The 26,164-nt window shown below is 72.6% G+C and carries 28 protein-coding genes and 3 tRNA genes; 6 read left to right on the top strand and 25 right to left on the bottom strand.

The genetic code is table 11. The features are described 5' to 3' along the window. Positions 1-406: 406 nt before the first annotated feature. A complete protein-coding gene (locus CUT83_RS04215; protein WP_101254526.1) occupies positions 407-685 on the top strand; it encodes a ScoMcrA-related endonuclease in 279 nt (92 codons plus the stop codon). Positions 686-977: 292 nt separating this feature from the next. On the opposite strand, the gene mutM is transcribed toward CUT83_RS04215, so the two are convergent. From mutM to CUT83_RS04170, 9 genes are all read right to left on the bottom strand, one after another. Continuing rightward, positions 978-1,838, bottom strand: a complete 861-nt coding sequence (mutM, locus tag CUT83_RS04210) for a bifunctional DNA-formamidopyrimidine glycosylase/DNA-(apurinic or apyrimidinic site) lyase (RefSeq protein ID WP_101254525.1) — start codon at positions 1,836-1,838, stop codon at positions 978-980. A gap of 131 nt (positions 1,839-1,969) precedes the next feature. Further along, the gene (rnc, locus tag CUT83_RS04205) at positions 1,970-2,770 is read right to left on the bottom strand and encodes a ribonuclease III (protein WP_240957789.1); all 801 of its coding nucleotides are present in this window, start codon (positions 2,768-2,770) and stop codon (positions 1,970-1,972) included. A gap of 19 nt (positions 2,771-2,789) precedes the next feature. Next, positions 2,790-2,963, bottom strand: coding sequence for a 50S ribosomal protein L32 (gene rpmF, locus CUT83_RS04200; RefSeq protein ID WP_031508259.1), 174 nt, complete (start codon positions 2,961-2,963; stop codon positions 2,790-2,792). Positions 2,964-2,965: 2 nt separating this feature from the next. Further along, positions 2,966-3,625, bottom strand: a complete 660-nt coding sequence (locus tag CUT83_RS04195; protein ID WP_101254524.1) for a YceD family protein — start codon at positions 3,623-3,625, stop codon at positions 2,966-2,968. Positions 3,626-3,782: 157 nt separating this feature from the next. Then, positions 3,783-4,952: a F0F1 ATP synthase subunit B family protein gene (locus CUT83_RS04190; RefSeq protein WP_101254523.1), complete on the bottom strand. Its 1,170-nt coding sequence runs from the start codon at positions 4,950-4,952 to the stop codon at positions 3,783-3,785. Between the two features lie 118 nt (positions 4,953-5,070). Continuing rightward, the gene (coaD, locus tag CUT83_RS04185) at positions 5,071-5,550 is read right to left on the bottom strand and encodes a pantetheine-phosphate adenylyltransferase (RefSeq protein ID WP_240957791.1); all 480 of its coding nucleotides are present in this window, start codon (positions 5,548-5,550) and stop codon (positions 5,071-5,073) included. A 26-nt stretch (positions 5,551-5,576) separates the two neighbouring features. Continuing rightward, entirely contained in the window at positions 5,577-6,170 is a 594-nt protein-coding gene (rsmD, locus tag CUT83_RS04180) for a 16S rRNA (guanine(966)-N(2))-methyltransferase RsmD (RefSeq protein WP_101254521.1), read from the bottom strand. A gap of 128 nt (positions 6,171-6,298) precedes the next feature. Next, the gene (gene recG / locus CUT83_RS04175) at positions 6,299-8,560 is read right to left on the bottom strand and encodes an ATP-dependent DNA helicase RecG (protein ID WP_101254520.1); all 2,262 of its coding nucleotides are present in this window, start codon (positions 8,558-8,560) and stop codon (positions 6,299-6,301) included. Between the two features lie 58 nt (positions 8,561-8,618). Beyond that, positions 8,619-10,361, bottom strand: coding sequence for a DAK2 domain-containing protein (locus tag CUT83_RS04170; protein ID WP_101254519.1), 1,743 nt, complete (start codon positions 10,359-10,361; stop codon positions 8,619-8,621). A gap of 267 nt (positions 10,362-10,628) precedes the next feature. Between CUT83_RS04170 and rpmB the strand changes: the two genes are divergently transcribed. Next, complete coding sequence (rpmB, locus tag CUT83_RS04165; protein ID WP_031508248.1) at positions 10,629-10,814, top strand: 50S ribosomal protein L28; 186 nt, start codon at positions 10,629-10,631, stop codon at positions 10,812-10,814. A gap of 168 nt (positions 10,815-10,982) precedes the next feature. On the opposite strand, the gene thiD is transcribed toward rpmB, so the two are convergent. Together thiD and CUT83_RS04155 are read right to left on the bottom strand one after the other, a co-directional pair. Continuing rightward, entirely contained in the window at positions 10,983-11,804 is an 822-nt protein-coding gene (thiD, locus tag CUT83_RS04160; protein ID WP_101254518.1) for a bifunctional hydroxymethylpyrimidine kinase/phosphomethylpyrimidine kinase, read from the bottom strand. A gap of 129 nt (positions 11,805-11,933) precedes the next feature. Continuing rightward, positions 11,934-12,950, bottom strand: coding sequence for a thiamine-phosphate kinase (locus CUT83_RS04155; RefSeq protein WP_420882400.1), 1,017 nt, complete (start codon positions 12,948-12,950; stop codon positions 11,934-11,936). Between the two features lie 176 nt (positions 12,951-13,126). On the opposite strand from CUT83_RS04155, the gene CUT83_RS04150 reads away from it, so the two are divergent. After that, positions 13,127-13,360, top strand: a complete 234-nt coding sequence (locus tag CUT83_RS04150; RefSeq protein ID WP_093850634.1) for an Lrp/AsnC family transcriptional regulator — start codon at positions 13,127-13,129, stop codon at positions 13,358-13,360. A gap of 20 nt (positions 13,361-13,380) precedes the next feature. Continuing rightward, the gene (locus CUT83_RS04145; RefSeq protein ID WP_173915021.1) at positions 13,381-13,890 is read left to right on the top strand and encodes a DUF3515 domain-containing protein; all 510 of its coding nucleotides are present in this window, start codon (positions 13,381-13,383) and stop codon (positions 13,888-13,890) included. 81 nt (positions 13,891-13,971) lie between these two features. Here CUT83_RS04145 and CUT83_RS04140 read toward each other — a convergent pair whose 3' ends face one another. Genes CUT83_RS04140 through CUT83_RS04130 form a run of 3 tightly spaced genes read right to left on the bottom strand, consistent with a single transcriptional unit; the run spans position 13,972 to position 17,014 of the window. After that, positions 13,972-15,135 (bottom strand): D-alanine--D-alanine ligase family protein, encoded by a 1,164-nt coding sequence (locus CUT83_RS04140; RefSeq protein ID WP_101254515.1) that lies wholly within the window; start codon positions 15,133-15,135, stop codon positions 13,972-13,974. A gap of 38 nt (positions 15,136-15,173) precedes the next feature. Continuing rightward, positions 15,174-16,175 (bottom strand): NAD(P)H-dependent glycerol-3-phosphate dehydrogenase, encoded by a 1,002-nt coding sequence (locus CUT83_RS04135; protein ID WP_101254514.1) that lies wholly within the window; start codon positions 16,173-16,175, stop codon positions 15,174-15,176. Further along, positions 16,172-17,014: a lysophospholipid acyltransferase family protein gene (locus tag CUT83_RS04130; protein ID WP_101254513.1), complete on the bottom strand. Its 843-nt coding sequence runs from the start codon at positions 17,012-17,014 to the stop codon at positions 16,172-16,174. The genes CUT83_RS04135 and CUT83_RS04130 overlap by 4 nt, the downstream gene beginning before the upstream one ends. 136 nt (positions 17,015-17,150) lie before the next feature. Here CUT83_RS04130 and cofC point away from each other — a divergent pair, with 136 nt between their 5' ends. Next, entirely contained in the window at positions 17,151-17,828 is a 678-nt protein-coding gene (cofC, locus tag CUT83_RS04125; RefSeq protein WP_420882399.1) for a 2-phospho-L-lactate guanylyltransferase, read from the top strand. Here the strand turns inward: cofC and CUT83_RS04120 are convergent. From CUT83_RS04120 to leuC, 5 genes are all read right to left on the bottom strand, one after another. Next, a complete protein-coding gene (locus CUT83_RS04120; RefSeq protein WP_101254512.1) occupies positions 17,800-18,069 on the bottom strand; it encodes a hypothetical protein in 270 nt (89 codons plus the stop codon). The genes cofC and CUT83_RS04120 overlap by 29 nt on opposite strands. 142 nt (positions 18,070-18,211) lie before the next feature. Then, positions 18,212-18,835: an HU family DNA-binding protein gene (locus tag CUT83_RS04115; RefSeq protein WP_101254511.1), complete on the bottom strand. Its 624-nt coding sequence runs from the start codon at positions 18,833-18,835 to the stop codon at positions 18,212-18,214. Positions 18,836-18,960: 125 nt separating this feature from the next. After that, a complete protein-coding gene (locus CUT83_RS04110; RefSeq protein ID WP_101254510.1) occupies positions 18,961-19,221 on the bottom strand; it encodes an SCO5555 family protein in 261 nt (86 codons plus the stop codon). A 230-nt stretch (positions 19,222-19,451) separates the two neighbouring features. Next, a complete protein-coding gene (leuD, locus tag CUT83_RS04105; protein ID WP_101254509.1) occupies positions 19,452-20,045 on the bottom strand; it encodes a 3-isopropylmalate dehydratase small subunit in 594 nt (197 codons plus the stop codon). A 9-nt stretch (positions 20,046-20,054) separates the two neighbouring features. Beyond that, positions 20,055-21,479: a 3-isopropylmalate dehydratase large subunit gene (gene leuC / locus CUT83_RS04100; RefSeq protein WP_101254508.1), complete on the bottom strand. Its 1,425-nt coding sequence runs from the start codon at positions 21,477-21,479 to the stop codon at positions 20,055-20,057. 152 nt (positions 21,480-21,631) lie between these two features. On the opposite strand from leuC, the gene ndgR reads away from it, so the two are divergent. Beyond that, the gene (ndgR, locus tag CUT83_RS04095; protein ID WP_093850624.1) at positions 21,632-22,351 is read left to right on the top strand and encodes an IclR family transcriptional regulator NdgR; all 720 of its coding nucleotides are present in this window, start codon (positions 21,632-21,634) and stop codon (positions 22,349-22,351) included. A 104-nt stretch (positions 22,352-22,455) separates the two neighbouring features. Here ndgR and CUT83_RS04090 read toward each other — a convergent pair. From CUT83_RS04090 to CUT83_RS04065, 6 genes are all read right to left on the bottom strand, one after another. Then, positions 22,456-22,528: transfer RNA gene (locus CUT83_RS04090), tRNA-Glu, on the bottom strand. Positions 22,529-22,556: 28 nt separating this feature from the next. Then, positions 22,557-22,629: transfer RNA gene (locus CUT83_RS04085), tRNA-Glu, on the bottom strand. Between the two features lie 24 nt (positions 22,630-22,653). After that, positions 22,654-22,725: transfer RNA gene (locus tag CUT83_RS04080), tRNA-Gln, on the bottom strand. Positions 22,726-23,162: 437 nt separating this feature from the next. Further along, positions 23,163-24,677: a glutamate--tRNA ligase gene (gene gltX / locus CUT83_RS04075; RefSeq protein ID WP_101254507.1), complete on the bottom strand. Its 1,515-nt coding sequence runs from the start codon at positions 24,675-24,677 to the stop codon at positions 23,163-23,165. Then, positions 24,670-25,452: a fumarylacetoacetate hydrolase family protein gene (locus tag CUT83_RS04070; protein WP_101254506.1), complete on the bottom strand. Its 783-nt coding sequence runs from the start codon at positions 25,450-25,452 to the stop codon at positions 24,670-24,672. The genes gltX and CUT83_RS04070 overlap by 8 nt, the downstream gene beginning before the upstream one ends. Positions 25,453-25,619: 167 nt before the next feature. After that, positions 25,620-26,164 (bottom strand): GTP-binding protein (locus CUT83_RS04065; protein ID WP_101254505.1); only part of this gene is annotated, 545 nt, incomplete at its 5' end.

Raw genomic sequence — 26,164 nt, 5'->3', positions numbered from 1 at the left:
AGCGCGGCGGCGCCGGGCCGGGCGCCGCCGCGCTGGCCCCTCCTCGTCTTCGCCGCCGGGGCCGCGCGCCGTCACCCGCCCGCGCCCGCAAGGGGGCGAAAAGACCAGGCCGGGGCTGGGGGCGGTCGGCTCCACGGCTTTACCCACCTGCCCGGTCCGGGACCCGCGTCGGGCACGACCAGGGGGCCACTCGGACACATTGCGGGCAGGTCCAAAGCCTGCCCGAGTTGCCAACCAGCGTACGGCCCCCTGATCATGCCCGACCCCAGCCCAGGCAGGACACCGGCCAAACCCGCTCCGCCGACCTCAAGTCGTAGCCGCAGGCCGTGCCCCCGGAAACCTCCACCTACCAACAAGTTGACCGAGATCGTCACCACGTTGTCAGCCCCAGCCGTAGCCTTCATCCATGCGCAGAGGAGCGATCACACGGGAATCCGTACTCAAGGTCATCGAGGAGTACGACGAGGCAGGGCGTGAGGCGTTCCTGTCGAAGTACGGCTTCGGAGAAGCCCGATCGTACGTTCTCGTGCACGAGGGGCGGGAGTACGACTCGAAGGCGATCGCCGGAGTAGCACATAAGTGGGACCAGGGACGGGCGCTGACTTCCGGCGAATTCAGCGGTGGCAAGGAGCATGCGGCCGCATGGCTGAAGCGCCTTGGTTTCCAGGTCAAGATCAAGGAGTAGGGGCGGGCCAGCGATCTTCAGGACCGATGCTGTACAGCAACCAGCGTGACCGAGGCCGACGCCCCATCGGTGGTTCGCATCGAGGGGTGCACCGCACCTCCGCTCGGGCCGTCGCTGGGCCGTCCGAGGGCAGCCAACGGCGACCAACGTTGACAACCGTCGGCGGGTAAGCCGCAGGTCACAGCGTTGGTCGCCGGAAGGCCCCCAGGTCAGCGAGGGCCCGCGTCACTTCTTCGGCTTCTGAACGGCCCCCGCCGGGCACCCGCCACCCCGTGCGGACTGCGAGCGGTGTTCAGCGCGCCGGGCGGGGCGGGCGCTGGCAGCGCGGACAGAAGTAGCTGGAGCGGTTCATCCAGGGGCTGCGGCGCATCGGGGCGGCGCAGCGGCGGCAGGGCAGGCCCTCTCGGCCGTAGGCGTCCAGGGAGCGTTCGAAGTAGCCCGACTCCCCGTTTACGTTGACGTAGAGGCTGTCGAAGCTGGTGCCGCCGACGGCGAGGGCCTCGTTCATCACGTCGCGGACGTGGCCGAGCAGTTCGGCGGTGCGCGGGCGGGTGAGGGTGGCGGTGGGGCGGTCGTAGTGCAGCCGGGAGCGCCACAGTGCCTCGTCCGCGTAGATGTTGCCCACCCCGCTGATCAGGGACTGGTCGAGCAGTGCCCGCTTGAGCGTGCTGCGGCGGCGGCGCAGGGCGGTGTGGAAGGCCGCCTCGTCGAAGGCCGGGTCCAGCGGATCGCGGGCGATGTGCGCCATGACGTCGGGCAGACCGTCTTCCGTGGTGGCGTGCAGTGACAGTCCGCCGAAGGTGCGCTGGTCGACGAAGCGCAGCTCGGTGCCCGCGTCGTCGGCGAAGCGGACGCGGACGCGCAGGTGCTTCTCGTCGGGGGCTCCCTGGGGCTGGACGAGCAGCTGCCCGCTCATGCCGAGGTGTGCCAGGACGCACTGGCCGGTGTCCTGAAGCGGCAGCCACAGGTACTTGCCGCGGCGCAGGGGCGCGCCGACACGCTTCCCTCGCAGCCGGCCGGTGAAGTCCTCCGCTCCGGCGAGGTGGCGGCGGACCGCGCGGGGGTGCAGCACCTCGGCTCCGGCGATGGTGCGGCCGCCGACCCAGCGCTCGAGTCCGCGCCGGACGACCTCGACCTCGGGCAGCTCTGGCAACGACGGCTCCTCGTCGACGAAGATCCCGCGTCAGCGGGAGGCGGTGTGGGGTCACTGGTGGAACGACGCGCCCACCCGCCCGGATTCCGGGCGGGTGGGCGAGAGGCGCGACGGGGTGGGATCGGGGCCGGTCAGGAGACCTTCTCGGCCCTCTGGCCCTCCCGCTGGTCGGCGGCGGCCCTGATGGCACGCCAGGCGGCCTCCGCCGCCTGCTGCTCGGCCTCCTTCTTGCTGCGGCCGGTGCCGGTGCCGTACGCGACACCACCGACGCGGGCGGCAGCCGTGAAGGTCTTCTCGTGGTCGGGGCCGGTCTCGGTGACCAGATACTCCGGAACACCCAGCCCCTCGGCCGCGGTCAGTTCCTGGAGGCTGGTCTTCCAGTCGAGTCCGGCACCGAGGTTGGAGGACTCCTCGATCAGGGGGTCGAAGAGCCGGTGCACCAGCTCGCTGGCCGCCTCCAGCCCCCGGTCGAGGTAGACCGCGCCGATCACGGCCTCCAGGGTGTCGGCGAGGATCGACGCCTTGTCCCGGCCGCCGGTGCCCTCCTCGCCCCGGCCGAGCCGGATGAAGGCGCCCAGATCGAGACCGCGGGCGACTCCCGCCAGCGCGCGGGAGTTGACCACCGCCGCGCGAAGCTTGGCGAGCTGGCCCTCGGGCAGGTCGGGGTGGGTGCGGTAAAGGGTGTCGGTGACCACCAGGCCCAGCACGGAGTCCCCCAGGAACTCCAGGCGCTCGTTGGTGGGCAGGCCGCCGTTCTCGTACGCGTAGCTGCGGTGCGTCAGTGCACGCGTCAGAAGGGCGGACTCGAGCTGGTACCCGAGCCGCCCTTCCAGAAGCGTGTGGGACGAGGCCGCGTCCACCAGACCCGCCCTCTGCGCCGTCTCACCCCCGTCGCTGCGGGGGATGTCTCCGGGCGTAGTGGCGTCTGACATGGAGCCCGTCACCAGCCGATCAGACCTCGAGGACCTGGCGGCGGTTGTAGGTGCCGCAGTTCGGGCAGGCGATGTGCTGCTGACGGGGCTCCTGGCAGCGCTCGCACTTCACCAGGGTCGGGACCGCAGCCTTCCACTGCGACCGGCGGTGGCGCGTGTTGCTGCGCGACATCTTCCGCTTCGGAACAGCCACGGCTATTTCTCCTGTGGATCGTCCCCGGCAGTGCGGGGTGCGTTGTCTTCGTCCTTCTCGCCGTCCCGCATGGAACCGGCGAGTCCTTCGAGAGCCGCCCACCGGATGTCGACGGCCTCGTTGTGGTCGTGCCCGGGGTCGTCCGCGAGCCTCGCCCCACAGCGGGGGCAGAGTCCGGGGCAGTCCTCCTGGCACACCGGCTGCAGCGGCAGCGACAGCACCACCGCGTCGCGCAGCACGGGCTCGAGGTCGAGCAGGTCGCCCTCGAGTTGGAACGTCTCCTCGTCCTCGGCGTCGTCGCCGGTGTCCGCGAAGCGGCTCCGGTCGTCGGCGTCGGGGTAGGAGAACATCTCCTGGAAGTCCGCCTCGCATTCCTGCTCCAGCGGCTCCAGACACCTTACGCACTCCCCCTTCAGCCGCGCACGGGCGGTGCCCGTGACGAGCACCCCTTCCATGACCGACTCCAGGCGGAGGTCGAGCTCCATGGGAGAACCCTCCGGCACCCCGATGACCTCGATGCCGAGATCCCCGGGAGCCGGGACCGTCCGGGAGAACTCCTTGAGCGCACCCGGACGGCGCCCCAGCTCGCGCGTGTCCAGCACGAGGGGGGAACGGGGGTCGAGGGGGGCGTTCAGGGCTTCCTGCTTTCTACGGTCTGACACCGGCTGACTCCGATTCCTGCGTTCTGGGCAGCCGAACGTCGCGGGCGGACCACGACCGAATGGCCAGGATACTGGACCGGCCGCCCCGGACCCAATCCGGGCCGACCGGGCGGCGGCCCGGCGGGGCGCCGGGCCGGTGGAGTGCCGGGCCGGCGGGCTAGCGGCCCTGCTCGTACTGCCGCAGCTGCTCCATGTCGATCATGCTGGTGTCGAAGAAGCTGGTCTCGTCGAGCGCCGCGGGCTGCTGCGGCTGCTGCGCCTGCTGCTGGTAGGCGTACGGATCCTGCTGCGGCTGCCCGTACTCCTGCGGATAGCCCTCCTGCGGATAGCCGTAACCGCCCTGCTGCGCCTGCTGCTGGTAGGCCGGCTGCTGCTGCGCCTGCTGCTGGTAGGCGTACGGATCCTGCTGCGGCTGCCCGTACTCCTGCGGATAGCCCTCCTGCGGATAGCCGTAACCGCCCTGCTGCGCCTGCTGCTGGTAGGCGTACGGATCCTGCTGCGGCTGCTGGGGCTGCGGCTCGTACGCGGGCTGCTGCGGCGGCTGCGCGGGGGCCTGCGGGGCTTGCGGCGCCTGCCGGGGCTGCTGCGACGACTGCCGCGGCTCGTGGGAGGCGTCGGCGAGGTCCGCGAGGTAGTCGGCGTCGCTCTGCTGCCCGTGCTCGTCCTGGGCTGCCATATGGGCGCCCAGCTCGTCGATGGGCCGGTGCCCGGTGAGCTTCTGCCGGCCGCGCCCGACCGCCTCCAGGGTCTTGGACAGCACCGCCTCGAAGGCCCGGAACTGGGTCTCCACATAGGCGTCGGCACGCTCCCGCAGCTCGGCGGGGTCGGCGGAACGCTCCGGGATGTCCTCGCCGCTCTCCTCGCCGTAGGGGTCGGCGCCCGGGTCCCGGCCCAGCAGCTTCTCCCGCCCCCGGTCGACCGAACCTATGGTCTTGCTGAGGACGACCTCGAAGTTGGCGAGTTTGCTGTCGACGTAGTCGTCGGCCTCGGCCCGGATCCCCTCGGCCTCCTGGCGCGCCTGAGCGAGGATGCGGTCGGCCTCCTCCTGCGCGCGCCGGGCGATCTCGGTGCCGGAGACCAGCGAGCCGCGCTCGGCCTGCGCGGAGTCGATGATCCGCTGGGCCTCCTGCCGGGCCTCGGCGATCATCTGCTCCCGGTCGCCGATCAGCTCCTGGGCCTGGGCGAGCGAGCCGGGCAGCGCCTGCCGCACCTCCTCCAGCATCCCCAGCAGCTCCGCGCGGTTGACCACGCAGGAGGCCGACATGGGCATGGATCGGGCGCCTTCGACCGCCGCGACGATGTCGTCGAGTTTCTGCTGTACGTCCACGGGAGCGACTGTACGGGCAGCAGCCGCCGGTGCGACAGCGGATGCGGGAACCGGCCCGGGCACGGGGCCCGCCCGCTCCCAGGACCCGGCCGCGGCCGGGCGGGGCGGGCCGGATGCGTCAGGAGCGGGACAGCCGCTCGCGCAGGGCCCGGAGCACCTGGGGCGGCACCAGGTGGGAGACGTCGCCGCCCCAGGCCGCGACCTCCTTGACCAGGCTGGAGGAGAGGAAGCTGTAGGTCGGGTTGGTGGGCACGAACAGCGTCTCCACCCCGGACAGCCCGTTGTTCATCTGGGCCATCTGCAGCTCGTAGTCGAAGTCGCTGACCGCCCGCAGGCCCTTGACGATGGCCGGGATGTCGCGCTGCTTGCAGAAGTCCACCAGCAGGCCGTGGAAGGCCTCCACGCGCACGTTGCCGTACTCGGCGGTGACCTGGTGGATCAGGTCGATGCGCTCCTCGACGGCGAAGAGGCCCTGCTTGGACTTGTTGATCATCACCGCGACGTACACCTCGTCGTAGAGCCTGGAGGCACGGGAGATGATGTCGAGGTGTCCGTTGGTGATGGGGTCGAAGGACCCCGGACAGACGGCGCGGCGCACTGGCGTTTCCTCGCTCTCCGTACGGGTCATGACACGTCGGTGACCTCTTCGGCTTCTTCGGCGGCGCGACCGTACCAGAGCGTCCCCTCGCCGTAGCGACGGGACCGCAGCCCCTCGAAACCGGCGGGCCAGCGGAATTCGCCGCCCCTGGTGCTCCGTTCCACGGTGGCGAGGGCGCCGCCCGCGAGCCACCCCCGGGCACGGAGTGTGAGAAGGATCTCGCGCAACTCCTCGTCCCCGACGGCGTACGGCGGGTCGAGGAACACCACGTCGTACGGCTCCGCGGGGGCCTGCGCGCGCACCGTCTGCTCCGCCCGGCCGGCTTGCACCTCGGCACCGGGCAGGCCGAGGCCGCGGACGTTCTGGCGGATGGTGCGCACGGCCCGGGCGTCGGACTCGACCAGCAGGACGTGGGCCGCGCCGCGCGAGAGGGCCTCCAGGCCGACCGCGCCCGAGCCCCCGTACAGGTCGAGCACCCGCAGGCCCGCCAGCGGGCCGAGCAGCGACTCCCAGGTGGAGAACAACCCCTCGCGCGCCCGGTCGGAGGTCGGGCGGGTGCCCTGGCCGGGCGGCACCGCCAGGCGTCGTCCGCCGGCCGCTCCGGCGATCACGCGGGTCATCGCTTCACCGTCTCCAGGGTGTTCGGGGTCAGAGTGTTCGGGCGGGGCCGGTGTGCCCGGACGGGGCCCGCCGCCCCACCACGATAGGCGCGCGGCGGACGGACGGCGGGCCGCCCGCCCCCTCCCCGTCACCCCTTCTCCAGGTACTCCTCGCGCTCGGCGTCCAGCAGGGCCTCCAGGGCCGCGCGCAGTTCGGGCAGGCGTTCCAGTTCGGGATCGGCGGCGACGATCCGCGTCGCCTTCTCCCGGGCGGCCGCGATGACCTCCTCGTCGTCGATGACGGCGAGCATCCGCAGGGAGGAGCGGGTGCCGGACTGCGCCTGGCCCAGCACATCGCCCTCCCGGCGCTGCTCCAGGTCGATGCGGGACAGCTCGAAGCCGTCCAGCGTCGCGGCGACCGCTCCCAGCCTGGCACGGGCGGGGCTGCCCTCGGGGGTCTCGCTGACCAGCAGGCACAACCCCGGCGCGCTGCCGCGCCCGACCCGGCCGCGCAGCTGGTGGAGCTGGGAGACGCCGAAGCGGTCCGCGTCCATGATCACCATCACGGTGGCGTTCGGCACGTTCACCCCGACCTCGATGACGGTCGTGGCGACCAGGACGTCCAGCTCGCCCGCGGCGAAGCGGCGCATCACCTCGTCCTTGGCGTCCGGCTGCATCCGGCCGTGCAGCGCCGCCACCCGCAGGCCCTTGAGCGGCCCGTCGGCGAGCTGCCCGGCGACGTCGAGGACGGCCAGCGGCGGGCGGCGCTCGTCCCCGCCGTCGGCGCCCTCGCCGCCCCCGGCTTCCGCGCCGCGTCCGCCGCTCCGCCGGGCGCCCGCGGGCTCCTCCTCGTCGCCGATGCGCGGGCAGACCACATAGGCCTGGTGCCCGGCCGACACCTCCTCGCGCACCCGCTCCCAGGCGCGGGCGAGGAAGTGGGGTTTCTCGGCGGCGGGTACGACATGGCTGGCGATGGGCGAGCGCCCGGCCGGGAGCTGGTCCAGCACGGAGGTCTCCAGGTCGCCGAAGACCGTCATGGCGACCGTGCGCGGGATGGGGGTGGCGGTCATCACCAGCAGGTGCGGGGGCTGCTTGCCCTTGGAACGCAGGGCGTCGCGCTGCTCGACGCCGAAGCGGTGCTGCTCGTCGACCACGACCAGGCCCAGGTCGTGGAAGCCCACCTTGTCCTCGATCAGGGCGTGGGTGCCGATGACGATCCCGGCCTCGCCGGTGGCCAGGTCCAGCAGGGCCCGGCGGCGGGCGGCGGCCCCCGTCGAGCCGGTGAGCAGTACGACCTTGGTGGCGTGCTCGGCACCGCCGAGCATTCCGCCCTCGGCCAGCTCCCCCATCATCTCGGTGATCGAGCGGTGGTGCTGCTGGGCCAGCACCTCGGTGGGAGCGAGCATCGCGGCCTGCCCGCCGGCGTCCACCACCGCGAGCATGGCGCGCAGCGCCACCAGCGTCTTGCCGGAGCCGACCTCGCCCTGGAGGAGGCGGTGCATGGGGTGCTCGGTGGCCAGATCGTCGAAGATCTCCCGGCTGACGGCCCGCTGGCCGTCGGTGAGGGTGAAGGGCAGCCGGGCGTCGAAGGCGTCCAGCAGCCCTCCCTCGCGCGGCCGGCGCGCCACGGCCGGCAGCTGGCCCTCGGCCAGGCGGCGGCGGGCCAGCGCGACCTGGAGGACGAACGCCTCGTCCCACTTCAGCCGGGCCCTCGCCAGTTCCACGTCGGCCTTGGTGCGCGGCCGGTGGACCTTCTCCAGCGCCTCCGGCAGCGTGGGCAGGCCGCGTTCGGCGCGCAGGGCGGCGGGCAGCGGATCGGCGACGCCCGCCCAGCCGGTGGCCAGCAGGGAGTCCACCACCGTGGCGACGGCCTTGGCGATCTTCCACGACTCCAGCTGCTTGCACGCCGGGTAGATCGGCATGAGCCTGCCGGCGAAGGCGTCCACCGCCTCCGCTCCGCTGCCCGCGCCCAGCAGCTCGTAGGCGGGGTGGGAGAGCTGGAGCTTCCGGTTGAACACGCCGACCCTGCCCGCGAACATCCCCCGGCGGCCGGGCAGCAGCTCCTTGTGGTGGTGGTGGACGGCCCTGCCGAAGAAGACCAGCCGGAGGCGGCCGCTGCCGTCGGTGAGGGTGACCTCCAGGCGCTTGCCGCGGCCCTGGTTGAAGGTGAGCACCCGGGAGTCGGCGACCTGGGCGACGACGGTGACGTGCTCGTCCAGCGGCAGGTCGGCGAGCCGGGTCAGCTCGCCGCGCTCGGCGTACCGCCGCGGGTAGTGGTGCAGCAGGTCGCCGACGGTGTGCAGGCCGAGATGCTCGGCCATCACTTTCGCGGTGGTGCCGCCGAGCACCTTTCGCAGCGGTTCCGTCAGGGGGTCTTGCGTGTTCTCTTCCAGCGCGGGCACGTCCCCCATTGCACACCACGCCGCCGACAGTGCGGGCCGTGCGACCCGCCCGGCCCGCCCGCCGCGCTCACTCCACGCCGATCAGCAGCGGGCCGCTCTGCCGTCCCTCGTGGACGAGTGTGTCGACGGCCAGGTGGTTGCGGCGTACATGGTCCTCCAGGTACTCGGCCAGGTCCCCGGGCGCGCCCGCGCCGACCACCAGGGTCACCAGCTCGCCGCCCGCCGAGAGCATCCGGTCCAGCACGGCCGCGGCCACGTCCGCCGCCCGTGCGCCGATCAGCGCCACGTCCCCCTCGATCAGGCCGAGGACGTCCCCGGCCTGGCAGACGCCCGCGGTGGTCCACGCCTGCCGTTCGGCCACGCACAGCTCGCCGTACCGGGTGGCCCCGGCCGCGGAGGTCATGGCGACGACGTCCTCGTCGAAGCGGCGGCCGGGCTCGTGCACGGCGAGCGCGGCGATGCCCTGCACCGGGGAGCGGGTGGGGATGATGGCGACCCGAAGCCCCTCGGCGCGGGCCTGTTCGGCGGCCGCGGCGGCGGTGTGCCGCAGTTCGGGGTCGTTGGGCAGCAGGACGGCCTCGGGCGCGCCCGTGCACAGCAGCGCCTGCGCCAGCTCCCCGCTGGCGGGCGGCTCCCCGGGGCGCGCGGTGACGGTGGTGGCGCCCGCCGCGGCGCACAGTTCGGCCAGTCCGTCACCGGGCACCACCGCGACCACGGCACGCTGGGCGGCACGGCCTGGTGCGTGCGCGGGCGTACGGCCGGTGTGCCGGTCGCCGCCCTGGGCGCCGAAGTGCGTGATCCGGATGCGGAAGGGGCGTCCGGCCTCGATCCCGGCCTCCACCGCCGCTCCGGCGTCGTCCACATGGACGTGGACGTTCCACAGCCCGTCGCCGCCGACCACCACCAGGGAGTCGCCCAGGGCGTCGAGCCGGGTGCGCAGGGCGGCCACGGCGTCGTCCCCGGCCTCCAGCAGGTAGATGACCTCGTAGGCCGGGCCGGCCGGCTCCCCCGGGGCCGCGCAGCCACCGCCGTCCGGATCCGGGGACGGGTTCGTGGGCGGGGTCTGGGCCGGGGTCGGGCCCGGCGTTCCGGAACGCCGGGCGGACGGGGCCTCGGGCCGCTCCCCGCAGAGCGCGGCCACCAGCGCACCCAGCACGGTGACCAGTCCGTATCCGCCCGCGTCCACCACACCCGCGCGGGAGAGCGCCGGGAGCTGCTCGGGGGTGGCCTCCAGGGCCGCGCGGGCCGCGGACCAGGCGGCGCGGGCCACCGCGGCGCAGTCCCCGGCGGCGGCCGTGGCCGCGTCGGCCGCCGCCGCGGCCACGGTGAGCACGGTGCCCTCCACCGGGTGCGCGACCGCGGCACGCGCCGCGACCGCGGCACGCACCAGGGCGCGCCGCAGCGGTTCCCCGTCGTCCTCACCGCGCCCGCACGTCCCGCCGTCCCCGCCGTTCTCGGCCTCGCCGTTCTCGGCCCCGCCGTTCTCGGCCCCGCCGTTCTCGGCCTCGGCTATCTCCTCGGCCATACCGCGCAGCAGCTGCGCCAGGATCGTCCCGGAGTTGCCGCGCGCGCCGATCAGCGCGCCGTGCGCCATGGCCCGCACCGCCTGGGCCGCGGTGGGTTCCCCCGCGCAGGCGGCCTCGACGGCCCGGGCGGCGGACTCCGCGGTCAGGTAGAGGTTGGTGCCGGTGTCGGCGTCCGCGACCGGGTAGACGTTGATCGCGTCGATGGTCTCGCGGGCGCGGCCCAGCGCGTCGAGCGTCTGGGCACTCCACTCCCGTACCGCGGCGGCGTCGAGCGGGTGCGGCACGGACGGGCCTCCTGGGGGATTGCGGCCGGACGGCCGGGAAGGACATCTGCGACGGGCGAAGGCTAGTGCCCGCCGCGGCCGGGGGCGGGGCCGGGGCGGCGGTGCGGGGCCGTGGTAATTTCGTGGTCCGGACGGGGGCGAGGTATGCTTCCCCGGTTGCCCGACCCGCTCGGGCTCTACTCAATTCCCTGGCAGTGCCGGTCATCCTCTGATCCTGCCGACGCCGGGATTTCACTGTAAGTGCATCTGAAGTCTTTGGAGTGACCCGTGGCTGCCAACTGCGACGTCTGCGGCAAGGGGCCGGGCTTCGGCAACAACATCTCGCACTCGCACCGCCGTACGCCCCGCCGTTGGAACCCCAACATCCAGCGGGTGCGTGCGATGGTCGGTCGGACGCCGAAGCGGCTCAACGTCTGCACCTCGTGCATCAAGGCCGGCAAGGTCTCGCGCTGAGCGCATGACCTCTCCCCCGCCGTGCGGCGGGGGTGATCCGGTCTCGCGCTGACGCAACGCCCAGCGCGGCCACTTTGCCGGTTGCGCCGGAAGGCCGGTCCACCTCAGGTGGACCGGCCTTCCGGCGTTGCCGCGCGGCCGGCCGGAACGGCCGCTCAGGCCCCCCGCTCAGCCCCCTCCTCCGAAGGCCTCGCTCCCCAGCCGCCAGCCGTGGTCCACGGGACCGATGCCGCCGCCGAGCGCGAAGCCCGCGGCGATGGCGCCCGTCACGTACTCCTTGGCGTCGGCGACCGCCTCAGGAACCGGGCGCCCCTGCGCCAGCCGTGCGGCGATCGCGGCGGCCAGGGTGCAGCCGGTTCCATGGGTGTGGCGGTTGTCGTGGCGGGGCGCGCGCAGCCAGTGCTCGGCGGCGCCGTCGGTGAGCAGGTCCACCGCGTCCGCCCCGCCTTTGAGGTGGCCGCCCTTGATCAGCGCCCACCGCGGCCCGTACGCCAGCACCGCCTCCGCCGCGCGCGGCAGATCGGCCTCGCGCTCCACCCGTACGCCGGTGAGCTGGGCGACCTCGTCCAGGTTGGGGGTGGCGACGGTGGCCCTGGGCAGCAGTTCGGCGCGCACAGTCTCCAGCGCCTCGGCGGCCAGCAGCGGGTCGCCGTGCTTGGAGACCCCGACGGGATCGACGACCACGGGCGCGGTGAGGCCGTCCAGCAGGCCGGCGACCGTCGCGACCAGTTCGGCGGTGGCCAGCATGCCGGTCTTGACCGCCTGCACCCCGATGTCGTCCACGACGCTGCGGAACTGCTGCCGCACCGCCTCGGCGGGCAGTTCCCAGGCGCCCTGCACGCCCAGGGAGTTCTGCGCGGTGACGGCGGTGAGCACGCTCATCCCGTGGGTGCCGAGCGCGAGCATGGTCTTCAGGTCGGCCTGTATGCCCGCCCCGCCGCCGGAGTCGGACCCGGCGACGGTCAGGACGCGCGGTGGTGGTGTACGCATGCCCCGCAGCCTAAGCCGCCCCGCCCCGGCGCTCCCACCGGGCGCTCGCGCCCATGTTCACAGCAACCATCGATTGAGCAACCCCCCTCGGCGAGCAACCAGGTTCGCGAGAGCGGCAGCGGCGGCGGGTCAGTCGCAAAAATGGTCCCAGCCGCCCGCCCGGTCCCACGGGGCGCCGTCCACCGTGACCTGCGGCGCGGCGGAGGGGTGGAGCACCTCGCCGATACGGCGCCAGCGCGCGGGGAGTTTGGCGTCCGCGGGGAAGGTGGCGACGATCGCGTGGTCCTCGCCCCCGGTGAGGACCCACTGCAGCGGGTCGATGCCCACCGCCTGCCCGATGTCGGACATCTGGACGGGGACGTCGAGGGCCGACGAGCGGATGTCGATACGGACCTTGCTGCCCTCGGCGATGTGCCCGAGGTCGGCGATGAGCCCGTCGCTGACGTCCGTCATCGCCGTCGCGCCCAGCTCCGCCGCCGCCGGGCCCGCGTGGTACGGCGGCTCGGGGCGGCGGTGGGCCTCGACGAAGGCCCGCGGCGAGCGGAACCCGCGGGCGAGCACCGAGTACCCGGCGGCCGACCAGCCCAGCCAGCCGGTCACCGCGACGACATCGCCGGGCCGCGCCCCGGAGCGGGTGACCGGCTCGCGTCCGTGCAGGTCGCCCAGCGCGGTGATGGCCACGGTGATGGTCTCGCCGCGCACCACGTCCCCGCCGACCACGGCCGCGCCCGCGACCTGGCACTCGTCGTGGAGGCCGTCCATCAGCTCGGTGGGCCAGGTGGCGGGGAGTCCGGCGGGCACGACGAGGCCGAGCAGCAGCGCGGTGGGCTCGGCTCCCATGGCGGCGATGTCGGCCAGGTTCTGCGCCGCGGCCTTGCGGCCGACGTCGTAGGCGGTGGACCAGTCCCGCCGGAAGTGCCGCCCCTCCAGCAGCAGATCGGTGCTGGCCACCACGCGCCGGTCGGGCGCGGCGACCACGGCCGCGTCGTCGCCCGGGCCGATCCGTACGGCCGGGGTGGGGGTGATCCGCGAGGTCAGCTCGCGGATCAGTCCGAACTCCCCGAGCTCCCCCACGGTACGGCCGGGGGTCCTGGGGGCGCCTCCGGGGAATCCGGGGGGAGGCTGCCCCCCGGGAGAACTCTGCATCGTCGTGCCCCTCCTTCTGTGCGCTCGAACGGTACCGCCGCGGCCGCCGGCCCGGCCCTCCGCGTCGCCGTCCCGCCGCGCCCGCCCGCGGTACGGGTCTCCCCGGCGGTACGGGTGACGCGGTACCGTGGCGTCCCTTCTTCCCACATGATCCTCGTAGCCGCCCTGGAGGTTCCGTGGTACAGGCGTACATCCTGATCCAGACGGAGGTCGGCAAGGCGTCGTCCGTCGCCGAGGTCGTCGGCGCGATCCCGGGGGTGGTCCGGGCCGAGGACGTGACCGGTCCCTACGACGTGATCGTGCGGGCCGAGGCCGAGACGGTGGACGACCTGGGCCGCATGGTGGTGGCCCGTATCCAGCACGTGGAAGGCATCACCCGCACCCTGACCTGCCCGGTCGTGCACCTGTAGCTCCCCCGTATGCTCGCCCGGTGAGCTTCGCACCCCGCCGGTCCCTGCCGTCCGCCCTCCGTGCGCCCGCCGTCCTGCTCGCCGTGCTCGCCGCGGCGGCGGGCTGTGTGTCCGGCGGCGACCGCCCCGGCCCGCCCGTGCCGAGCCCGACGGGAGAGGCCGCCGGCATCTGCCGCGAGCTGTACGGCGCGCTGCCCGGGGAGGTGGACGGACAGCCCCGGGGCGAGGTCGAGCCCGGGACGCGGTTCGCCGCCGTGTGGGGCGATCCCGCGATCGAGCTGGGCTGCGGGGTGCCGCGGCCCGAGGTCCTCACGCCCGGCAGTGAACACTACAACCCCGTCTCCGAGTCGGTGGACGTGAACGGGGTCTCCTGGCTGCTGGAGAAGCGGGACGGCGGCCACCGGTTCACCCTCCTCGACCGCGAGGTCTTCGTCCGGGTGACCGTCCCCGACTCGTACGCGCCCGAGGTCAACGCCCTGGTGGACCTCGCCGACGCGGTGCGGGAGACGGTCCCCGAGAAGCCGCTGTGACATCCCCCCGCGTCCGCCCCGGGCCCGCGTTCCTCCCGCGGGGTCCGGGCCGATCAGCACGGGCCGGTCAGCACGGGCCGGTCAGCGCAGGCCGGTCGGGCGGCGCAGCGCGGCCCTGATGAGGCGGTCGACCAGCTCCGGGTAGCCGACCCCGCTGGCCTCCCACATCCGCGGGTACATGGAGATGGGCGTGAAGCCGGGCATCGTGTTGATCTCGTTGATGACGAACTCGCCGCTGTCCAGCAGGAAGAAGTCCGCGCGGACCAGCCCCTCGCAGGAGGCCGCGTCGAAGGCGCGCACCGCCAGTTCCTGGACCTCGCGGGTCTGCTCGCCGGTCAGCGGGGCGGGCACCAGTCCCTCGGCGGAGTCGATGTACTTGGCCTCGAAGTCGTAGAAGTCGTGGGCCGTGGCCGGCGGGATCTCGGCCGGCAGGCTGGCGCGCGGGCCGTCCTCGAACTCCAGGACGCCGCACTCGATCTCACGGCCGCGCAGCAGCGACTCGACGACGATCTTGGGGTCGTGGCGCCGCGCCTCGGCGATCGCCTCGTCCAGGCCCGCCAGGTCGTCGACCTTGGTGATGCCGAAGGAGGATCCGGCCCGGGCGGGCTTGACGAAGACCGGCCAGCCGTGGTCGGCCGCGAAGTCCACGATCCTCTTGCGCGCGGCCTTCTCGTCCTGCTCCCACTCGCGCGGCCTGATCACCGTGTAGGGCCCGACGGGCAGCCCGAAGGAGGTGAAGACCCGCTTCATGTACTCCTTGTCCATGCCGACCGCCGAGGCCAGCACACCCGAGCCGACGTAGGGCACCCCGGCCAGGTCCAGCAGGCCCTGGAGGGTGCCGTCCTCGCCGTACGGGCCGTGCAGCATGGGGAAGACGACGTCGACCTCCCCGAGCACCTTGGGCACCGAGCCCGGCTCGCTGTAGACGACCTCCCGGTTGTCCGGCTCGAAGGGCAGCAGTACGGAGCCGGTGTCGGACTCGGCGAGCTGCTCCACGCTCGGCAGGGCGCGGTCGGCGATCGCCATCCGCTCGGGATCGTCGGCGGTCAGCGCCCAGCGGCCGTCGGCGGTGATGCCGATGGGCAGGACGTCGTAGGCGTCGCGGTCGATGGCGCGCAGTACGGCGCCCGCGGTGACCACGGAGATTCCGTGTTCGGAGCTGCGGCCGCCGAAGACGACGGCGACGCGCGGCCGCCGGCCGGGCGGGAGCGTCTGGGGGCCTGGGGAGAAGGACTGGCTGCTCATATCCGGGCGAGATTACCTGACGTGACGGTGGTGGGCGGTCAGCGGCGCTCGGCCTTGGCGCTGCGCGACATCAGTTCCTTGAGGGCGACCAGCGGCGGCTTGCCGTCGTGGACGATGTCGACGACGGTCTCGGTGATGGGCATGTCGACACCGTGCCGCCGGGCCAGGTCCAGCACCGACTCGCAGGACTTGACGCCCTCGGCGGTCTGCCGGGTCGCCGCGACGGTCTCCGCCAGGGTCATGCCCCTGCCGAGGTTGGTGCCGAAGGTGTGGTTGCGCGACAGCGGCGAGGAGCAGGTGGCGACCAGATCACCCAGGCCCGCCAGGCCGGCGAAGGTGTGCGCGTCGGCGCCCATGGCCAGGCCGAGCCGGGTGGTCTCGGCCAGACCGCGGGTGATCAGCGAGGCCTTGGCGTTGTCGCCCAGGCCCATGCCGTCGGCGATGCCGACCGCCAGCGCGATGACGTTCTTCACCGCCCCGCCCAGTTCGCAGCCGACGACGTCGGTGTTGGTGTAGGGGCGGAAGTAGGGGGTGTGGCAGGCGGCCTGGAGCCTGCGGGCAACCTCCTCGTCGCGGCAGGCGACGACGGAGGCGGCGGGCTGCCGCTCGGCGATCTCGCGGGCGAGGTTGGGGCCGGACAGTACGGCGATCCGGTCCGGGCCGGCCCCGGCGACCTCCTCGATCACCTCGCTCATCCGCTTGGCGGTGCCGAGTTCGACGCCCTTCATCAGGGAGACGAGCACGGTGTCCGGCGGCAGCAGCGGCTTCCAGGCCGAGAGGTTGCCGCGCAGGGTCTGGGAGGGCACGGCCAGCACCGTGAAGTGGGCCCCGGCCGCAGCCTCGGCGGGGTCGGTGGTGGCGCGCACGGCCTCGGGAAGGACGACCCCCGGCAGGTAGTCGGGGTTGGTGCGGGTGGTGTTGACCGCCTCGGCCGACTCCGCGCGGCGGCCCCACAGGGTCACCTCGCATCCGGCGTCGGCGAGCACCATCGCGAAGGCGGTGCCCCAGGATCCGGTGCCGTAGACGGCGACTCGCGTCACGCGCTCTCCCCCTCGGCTGCCGCGCGGCCGGCGGGCTCCTGGCCGACGGGCGTCTCCTCCCCGGTGGCGCGTCCCGCGGGCTCGCCGGCCACGGCCGTCCTCGCGCCGGGTTCGCGCCGGCCCCGCGGAAGCATCCGGCGGCGGTCGTAGCGCTGGGCGGGCGCGGGCTCGCCGCGCACCTCGGCCAGCAGCTGCGTGATCGCGTCCATGATGACGTCGGTGACCTCGCGCAGCAGTTCCGCGGTGGGTTCGCGGTCGTAGAACCGCGACAGGTCGAGGGGCGGTCCGGCCAGCACCTTCAGCGTTCTGCGCGGGAAGAACCGGATCTTCTTGATCCCCGCGTACGGCGGCACGGCCTCGTTGGCGCCCCACTGCGCGACGGGGATGACGGGCGCCCTGGTGATCAGGGCGACGCGGGCGGCGCCGGTCTTGCCCTCCATCGGCCACATGTCCGGGTCGCGGGTGAGGGTGCCCTCGGGGTAGAACGCCACGCACTCGCCCTTGTCGATCGCCTCGACGGCGGCGCGGAAGGCGCTCACGGCGTCGGCGGTCTCGCGGTAGACGGGGATCTGTCCGGTGCCGCGCATCACCGCGCCGACGAATCCGCCCTTGAACAGGGAGTTCTTGGCCAGGAAACGGGGGACGCGGCCGGTGTTGTACTGGTAGTGGGCGTAGGAGAGCGGGTCCAGATAGGAGTTGTGATTCACCACGGTGATGAATCCGCCCTCTTGAGGAATATGCTCCATTCCGCGCCAGTCCCGCCTGAACAGCACCACCAGGGGCGGTTTCGCCAAAACCGCGGCAAAGCGGTACCAGAAGCCGATTCTGCGGCGGGACACCCGGACACCATCTCCTCTTGCCTGCTGCGGCACACGCGCCGCCGGGGAACAACCGCACAAGTGTCGCCCCGGGTCGTCGCCCTGTCGAGCACACCGTAACCCCGCGGAGCCCCGGGCGGCTCCGGGGCGGGTGAGAATGGTGCCGATGCATCGCGACGACACGACGGCGCGGGCCGCGGCGGCCCGGGGGTGGACCCTGGTGGTGCCTCTCAAGCCCCTGGCGCTGGCGAAGAGCAGGCTGGCCTCGGCGGCGGGGAGAGGACTGCGGCCCGCACTGGCCCTGGCCTTCGCCCAGGACACCGTCACCGCGGCACTGGCCTGCGCGGCGGTGGAGGGTGTGGTGATCGTCACGGACGATCCGCGTGCGGGGGCGGAACTGGCCGCCCTGGGGGCGCGGATCGTGCCGGACGCACCAGGCGCCGGGCTGAACGCCGCGCTGGAACACGGCGAGGCGGCCGTACGGTCGGAGCACCCCGGCGCACCGGTGGCCGCGCTCAACGCCGATCTGCCCGCCCTGCGCCCCGCGGAACTGGCCCGGGTGCTGGAGACGGCACGGGCGCACCGCCGGGCCTTCCTGGCCGACGCGGCCGGAGTCGGCACCACGCTGCTCGCCGCGTCCGGCGGCGTGGCACTGGCCCCGGCCTTCGGAGGCGCCTCACGCGCCCGTCATCTGCGTTCCGGCGCGGCGGAGATCGCGCTGTCCGGGGTGGACAGCGTCCGGCGGGACGTGGACACCGGCGAGGATCTGGCCGCGGCACTGGCCCTGGGGGTGGGCCCTCACACGCTCAGAACGTCTGCAACGTCACCAGCGTGATCCGGCGCCGCCCGCCCTCGGCGCCGGATCCGGTTCCGGTTCCGGCGCCGGTTCCGGTTCCGGTTCCGGTTCCGGCCGAAGTCTCGGTCTCGGTCTCGATCCGCACCCGCTGGCCCGGGCGCAGCAGCCGCAGACCTCCCGCGTCGAACGCCTCGGCGTCGAAGGGGAGGGGTGTGCCGTCGTCGAGGAGCACGCTGCCGCTGCGGGTCGCGGGGTCATAGGTGTACGCGGTGGCCTGCATGGCGCCGAGCCTAGACGAGCCGGGCGGACGGGGGCGGACGGGTGGACGCCTGCGGCCCGCGGCCCCGGCCCATGAACGGACCGCGGGCCGGGCTCCGCTGGAGTCCGGCCCGGCGCGGTCACCGCATGTCCGTGTGCCCGGCTCACTTCCTGCGGGTCGCCGCCCTCTTGCGCGCCGAGGTCCTGCGGCCGGGGGCCTTCTTGGCGGGCGCCTTCTTGGCGACGGCCTTTCCGGCGCTCTTCTTTCCGGCCGCCTTCTTCGCGGTGGACTTCTTGGCAGCCGTCTTCTTCGCCGGGGTGGCCTTGGCCGTCGTCTTCTTGGCGGTGGACTTCTTCGCCGCGGTCTTCTTCGCGGCGGCCTTCTTCGCCGGAGCCGCCTTCTTGGCGGCGGCCTTCTTCGCCGCCGCCTTGCGAGTGGTGGCGCCGGCTCCGCCCGAGAGGCTGCCCTTGGGCGCCTTCTTCACGGCCACCTCGCCGCCCTTGGGGAGTTTCTTGGCGCCGCTGACCAGGTCCTTGAAGCCCTGACCGGCGCGGAAACGCGGAACGGAGGTCTTCTTGACCCTGACGCGCTCGCCGGTCTGCGGGTTGCGGGCGTAGCGGGCCGGGCGCTCGACCTTCTCGAACGAGCCGAAACCGGTGACCGAGACCCGGTCACCGGCGACGACCGCACGGACGATCGCGTCCAGCACCACATCGACCGCGTCGGCGGCCTGCTGCCGTCCGCCGAGCTTGTCGGCAATTGCTTCAACGAGCTGCGCCTTGTTCACGTCTTCCCCTTCGGAGGCATTGCCGGAACGAATCTGTCCAAGCTTTTTCGCACGTTAGGCAGATATTTACCGCAAATCAAACGCGAAACGTGCGAATCACCCTTGTGTCGCAACGAAATAGACCATCACGCACTTCGGTCCGCGCGCCGGTCTTCCCGTTCTCCGGGGAGGAGGCCGTCGCCGGCCTCGATGTCCTCCATCAGCCGGTCCAGCCGGCGTGCCGCACCGGCCAGGTCGTGCTTCGCGGCGGCCGTGACGGCGAGGAGCCTGCGGACGAGCGCCGCCCGTACGTCATCGGGCACTTGCAGCGCACGCACCAAGGTGTGCGCGTCCTTCAGCCGGGCGGCGACGAGGTCGTAGAGGGGAAGTTGGCCGTCGCTGTCCATGCACCGATTGTGCCATTGGGGGTGAGTTGTCGACCCGGCCGGCCCCAACACGCCGCGGGCGGACACGTACGGGTGAGGCAACTGTGCGTGGTGGGAGGGCACTTGACCTCCCCGCCCCTTCCCTCGTACGCCCGCCCGTATGCCGGAGCGCCCCCGGCTCGTGGAGCCGGGGGCGCTCGAAGGGGCGTGCGTGCGTCCGCCGTGACGGGCGGTCGCCGAAGTTCCGGTCGTCAGACGGCGAGCGTTCGCGGTTTGAAGGAGGGGCGCTTCGCCTCGTACGCGGCGATGTCGTCCTCCTGGCGCAGGGTGATGCTGATGTCGTCCATCCCCTCCAGCAGCCGCCAGCGGGCGTTCTCGTCCAGTTCGAAGTCCGCCTCGACGCCGGGCGCGGTGACCTTGCGGGCCACCAGGTCGACGGTGATCTCGACCGTCGGGTCGGCCTCCGTCAGCTCCCACAGCGCGTCCACGGTCGGCTGCGGCAGGACGACGGTCAGCAGGCCGTTCTTCAGCGAGTTGCCGCGGAAGATGTCGGCGAAGCGGGAGGAGATCACGGCCTTGAAGCCGTAGTTCTGCAGCGCCCAGACGGCGTGCTCGCGCGAGGATCCGGTGCCGAAGTCGGGCCCGGCCACCAGCACGGTGGCGCCCTGCCGCTCCGGCCTGTTGAGGACGAACTCCTCGTCCTTGCGCCAGGCCTCGAACAGCCCGTCCTCGAAGCCGTCGCGGGTGACCTTCTTCAGCCAGTGCGCGGGGATGATCTGGTCGGTGTCGACGTTGGAGCGGCGCAGCGGGACGGCGCGGCCGGTGTGGGTGGTGAAGGCTTCCATGGCTTTTCCTCAGACTCCCGCGGGCTCGCGTACATCGGACAGGTCGGCGGGCGAGGCCAGATGGCCCAGGACCGCGGTGGCGGCGGCCACTTGCGGGGAGACCAGATGGGTACGGCCGCCCTTGCCCTGCCTGCCCTCGAAGTTGCGGTTGGAGGTGGACGCGGAGCGCTCACCGGGCTTGAGCTGGTCGGGGTTCATGCCCAGGCACATCGAGCAGCCCGCGTGCCGCCACTCGGCGCCGGCCTCGGTGAACACCTTGTCCAGGCCCTCCTCGACGGCCTGGAGCGCCACCCGTACCGAGCCGGGCACCACCAGCATCCGCACCCCGTCCGCGACCTTCCGGCCCCGGAGCAGGGCGGCTGCCGCGCGCAGGTCCTCGATACGGCCGTTGGTGCACGAGCCGACGAACACGGTGTCCACGGCGATCTCGCGCAGCGGCTGCCCGGCGGTCAGTCCCATGTACTTCAGCGCGTTCTCGGCGGCCAGCTTCTCGCTGGGGTCGGTGAAGGACGCCGGGTCCGGCACGCTCGCGCTCAGCGGCGCGCCTTGGCCGGGGTTGGTCCCCCAGGTCACGAACGGCGCCAGCTCGGACGCCTCGATGACCACCTCGTGGTCGAAGACGGCGCCCTCGTCGGTGCGCAGGGTGCGCCAGTACTCCACGGCCGCGTCCCAGTCGGCGCCCTTCGGCGCGTGCTCGCGCCCCTCCAGATAGGCGAAGGTGGTCTCGTCCGGGGCGATCATGCCCGCGCGGGCGCCGGCCTCGATGGACATGTTGCAGATGGTCATCCGCGCCTCCATCGACAGCTTCTCGATGGCCTCGCCGCGGTACTCGATCACATAGCCCTGCCCGCCGCCGGTGCCGATCCGGGCGATGATCGCCAGGATCAGGTCCTTGGCGGTCACCCCCTCGGGCAGCTCTCCGTTGACCGTGATCGCCATGGTCCTGAAGGGCGCCATCGGCAGGGTCTGGGTGGCCAGGACGTGCTCGACCTGGCTGGTGCCGATGCCGAACGCCAGCGCGCCGAAGGCGCCGTGCGTGGAGGTGTGGCTGTCGCCGCAGACCACCGTCATGCCCGGCTGGGTCAGCCCCAGCTGCGGTCCCACGACGTGGACGACGCCCTGCTCGACGTCGCCCAGCGGGTGCAGCCGCACCCCGAACTCCGCGCAGTTCTTGCGCAGCGTCTCCAGCTGGGTGCGCGAGACGGGGTCGGCGATGGGCTTGTCGATGTCGAGGGTGGGGGTGTTGTGGTCCTCGGTGGCGATGGTGAGGTCGGTGCGCCGCACCCGGCGCCCGTTCTTGCGCAGCCCGTCGAACGCCTGGGGGCTGGTGACCTCGTGCAGCAGGTGCAGGTCGATGAAGAGGAGGTCGGGCTCGCCTTCCGCGCGCCGGACGACGTGGTCGTCCCAGACCTTCTCCGCGAGTGTCCGTCCCATCGCTTTCCCTCCGACCGGCCGCACTGCCGGCCTCGTCTCGACATCCGTGCCGCCGCCTCCGCAGGGGCGGGGTGGCGACTGTCACCCCAGCTTGGCGGGTTCCCGGGGAAAAGGAACTTGCGTTTCGTAATGTGAGACGCGAATATCGTTGCATGGACAACTCTAGCGGCGTCGGCGTACTCGACAAGGCGGCTCTGGTATTGAGCGCTCTGGAGTCCGGTCCGGCCACCCTCGCCGGGCTGGTCGGAGCGACCGGGCTCGCGCGCCCCACGGCGCACCGGCTCGCGGTGGCACTGGAACACCACCGCTTCGTGGCCCGCGACATGCAGGGCCGTTTCATTCTGGGGCCGCGGCTGGCCGAGCTGGCCGCCGCCGCGGGCGAGGACAGGCTGCTCGCCTCGGCGGGCCCGGTGCTCACGCACCTGCGCGACATCACCGGGGAGAGCGCCCAGCTCTACCGCCGCCAGGGGGACATGCGGATCTGCGTCGCCGCGGCGGAACGGCTGTCCGGACTGCGGGACACCGTGCCGGTCGGCTCCACCCTCCCGATGAAGGCCGGCTCGGCGGCCCAGATCCTGATGGCCTGGGAGGAGCCGGAGCGGCTGCACCGGGGGCTGCAGGGCGCCCGTTTCACGGCGACGGCCCTCTCGGGAGTGCGGCGGCGCGGCTGGGCCCAGTCCATCGGCGAGCGCGAGCCCGGCGTCGCCTCGGTCTCGGCGCCGGTACGCGGCCCGTCCAACCGCGTGGTGGCGGCGGTGTCGGTCTCCGGCCCGATCGAGCGCCTGACCCGCCACCCGGGCCGGATGCACGCCCAGGCGATCGTGGAGGCGGCCGGCCGCCTCACCGAGGCGCTGCGCCGCAACGGCGGCTGAACGCCCTGCCGGTGTGTCCGCGGCGAGGCGTCTCACCGCGGACACACCGGCAGGGAGAACGAAAGAGGCCCTCCGCCGAAGCGGAGGGCCTCTTTCCCTGCTTGTACCCCCGACCGGATTCGAACCGGCGCTACCGCCTTGAGAGGGCGGCGTGCTAGGCCGCTACACAACGGGGGCCCCAGCAGCGATCCCGAAGGACCGCGAGTACCCCCGACCGGATTCGAACCGGCGCTACCGCCTTGAGAGGGCGGCGTGCTAGGCCGCTACACAACGGGGGCTTGGATCTTGCTGGGAAGATCGCGCTGGGGTACCAGGACTCGAACCTAGACTAACTGAACCAGAATCAGTCGTGCTGCCAATTACACCATACCCCACCGGAACTCAAGCTCTTGCGAAACTTTTGTCCTGGTGACCGCCTTGCTTCTTTGGCCTTTCGGCCCGTTCCGCCTGGCGACGGGAAGAACATTACCCGATGGAAGCCCGTGCTCCAAAACGAGTTCCCGCCGGGTCGCCGGCGGCCGGAAACACCCGCCGCGGACACCGCTCCCGCACACGGCGTGACCACGGCGGGCTCCGGACACCACCCCTTCCCGCCCCGGACAGTGACGCCCGGAGCGACCGGCCGGGACCGCTCCCGCTCCGGACGCTTCCCGGATCCCCGTCCGGACCGTCCTGCCCGGCCCGTCGTGGCCAGGAGTGACCGCACAGCGGGGGGAGTCGGGGGGCCCTGGGCTTCGCCCCACGAGCCCGAAGAGGCCGGGAGCTCTGCTCCCGGCCTCTTCGGAAAGGCCTCACGCCCCTCGTCGACGGCTCACGCCTGCGCGGCGGTCTCCAGCTTGGCCAGGGCGGTGTCCACACGGGCCAGGGTGCGCTCCCGGCCCAGGACCTCCAGGGACTCGAACAGGGGCAGGCCGACGGTGCGGCCGGTGACGGCGACACGGACCGGGGCCTGGGCCTTGCCGAGCTTGAGCCCGTGCTCCCCGCCGGCGGCCAGGACGGCCTCCTTGAGAGCGTCGGCGTTCCACTCCGCCTCGGCCAGCTCGGCCCGCGCGGTGCGCAGCAGGGCGTCCGCGCCGGGCTTCATGGCCTTGGCCCAGGCCGCCTCGTCCTCGACCGGCTCGTCCAGGAAGAGGAAGTCGACGTTGGCGGTGATGTCGGACAGGACCGTCAGACGGGTCTGGGCCAGGGGCGCGAGCGCCTCGAAGGCGGCACGGTCGAAGTTCTCGGGCGCCCAGGGCGCGTGCGGGGCGGTCAGCCACGGCTCGCAGCGGGCGATGAACTCCTTGGTGTCCAGGTCCCGGATGTGGACGGCGTTGATGGCCTCGCACTTCTTGATGTCGAAGCGCGCCGGGTTGGCGTTGACGTCACCGATCTCGAAGGCGGCGACCATCTCCTCCAGCGAGAAGATGTCCCGGTCCTCGGCGATCGACCAGCCCAGCAGGGCCAGGTAGTTGAGCAGACCCTCGGGAAGGAAGCCGCGCTCGCGGTAGAGGTTGAGCGAGGACTGCGGGTCGCGCTTGGAGAGCTTCTTGTTGCCCTCCCCCATCACATACGGCAGGTGCCCGAACTCGGGGGTGCTCCCGTTGCCGACGCCGATCTCCGCCAGCGCCCGGTACAGCGCGATCTGGCGGGGGGTGGAGGAGAGCAGATCCTCGCCGCGCAGGACGTGGGTGATCTCCATCAGGGCGTCGTCGACCGGGTTGACCAGCGTGTACAGCGGGGCGCCGTTGGCGCGGACGATGCCGTAGTCGGTGACGTTCTCCGGGGCGAAGGTCAGCTCGCCGCGGACCAGGTCGGTGAAGGTGATCGCCTCGTCCGGCATCCGGAAACGGACGATGGAGGCGCGGCCCTCGGCCTCGTACGCGGCCTTGTGCTCCTCGGTGAGGGTGCGGCACTTGCCGTCGTAGCCGGAGGGCTTCCCGGCCCTGCGTGCGGCCTCGCGACGCTCCTCCAGCTCCTCGGCGGTGCAGTAGCAGCGGTAGGCGTGACCGGCCTCCATCAGCTTCCGCGCGACATCGGCGTAGATGTCCAGGCGCTGCGACTGGCGGTAGGGGGCGTGCGGGCCGCCGCCCGCGCCGGAGGCGCTGTCGAACGCCGCGGGGCCCTCGTCCCAGGACAGGCCCAGCCAGCGCATCGAGTCCAGCAGCAGCTCGTAGGACTCCTCGGAGTCGCGGGCCGCGTCGGTGTCCTCGATGCGGAAGACCAGGGTGCCGCCGTGGTGCCGGGCGAACGCCCAGTTGAACAGGGCGGTGCGGACCAGGCCCACATGGGGGTTGCCGGTCGGCGAGGGACAGAACCGTACGCGTACGTCAGATGCGCTAGCCACGCTTGATCACCTTGTTGGTGAGAGTGCCGATGCCTTCGATGGTGACGGCGACCTCGTCGCCGACGTTGATGGGGCCGACGCCCGCCGGGGTGCCGGTGAGGATGACGTCCCCGGGGAGCAGTGTCATCGCCTCCGTGATGTGGACGACCAGGTCCTCCACCGAGCGCACCATCTGGCCGGTGCGGCCGAGCTGCCGCTGCTCGCCGTTGACGGTGCACATGACGGCCAGGTCCGCCGGGTCGACGTCGGTGACCACCCACGGGCCCAGCGGGCAGGAGCTGTCGAAGCCCTTGGCCCGGGCCCACTGGGACTCGGCGCGCTGGACGTCACGGGCGGTGACGTCGTTGGCGCAGGTGTATCCGAGGATCACGTCCGCCACCCGCTCCCGGGGCACCTGACTGCACATCCGGCCGATGACCACGGCCAGCTCGGCCTCGTGGTGCACCTCGTGGGAGAAGGAGGGGTAGACGATCGGGTCGCCGGGGCCGATCACCGAGGTGGAGGGCTTGAAGAACGCGACCGGCACCTCGGGGACCTCGCCGCCCATCTCCGCCGCGTGCTCGGCGTAGTTGCGCCCGATGGCCACCACCTTGTTCGGGAGCACCGGCGGCAGCAGCCGCACCTTGTCCAGGGGGACCCTCTTGCCCGAGCGCTCGAACTCGGCGAAGGGGTGGCCCTTGATGATGTCGAGGACAGGGCCGTCGCCGCTGCCGGCGTCCCCTTCCACGACTCCGAACGCGACGTTGCCGTCGATGGAGAATCTGGCGATGCGCACGGGTGGTGCTGCCCCTCGTTGATCGCGGGTGGGAGATGACACTCAAGGGTAAGCCCCGCACACTCGCGGTGTGCGGGGCCCTGCCGTGCGCATGTGTGGAGGTGTCGCTCCCGGGTAGCGATGGGAAGCGGGGAGAAGACTCTTCCGGCCGCCCGGCGCAGAGATGTTCAGCGCAGGCGTGCCATGAGCGCGTGCTCGACCAGCGTGATCAGCGCGCTCTTCGCCTCCGCCCGGTGCCGCGCGTCGGTGGTGATGATCGGCGCGTCCGGACCGATCTGCAGCGCCTCACGCACCTCGTCCGGCGTGTACGGCTGATGCCCGTCGAACCCGTTCAGCGCGATCACGAACGGCAGACCCGAGTTCTCGAAGTAGTCCACCGCCGGGAAGCAGTCCGCCAGCCGGCGGGTGTCCACCAGCACCACCGCGCCGATCGCACCGCGCACCAGATCGTCCCACATGAACCAGAACCGGTCCTGGCCCGGCGTACCGAACAGGTACAGGATCAGGTCCTGGTCCAGCGTGATACGGCCGAAGTCCATCGCCACCGTGGTGGTGGTCTTGTCGGCGGTGTGCGTCAGGTCGTCGATCCCGGCGGACGCGGCGGTCATCACGGCTTCGGTACGCAGCGGGTTGATCTCCGACACGGCGCCCACGAAGGTCGTCTTGCCCACGCCGAACCCGCCCGCCACCACGATCTTCGCGGAGGTGGTGG

This window comes from Streptomyces barkulensis (assembly GCF_002843305.1).
Taxonomy (GTDB): Bacteria; Actinomycetota; Actinomycetes; order Streptomycetales; family Streptomycetaceae; genus Streptomyces; species Streptomyces barkulensis.
This window is presented reverse-complemented; position numbering and strand designations above follow the sequence as displayed.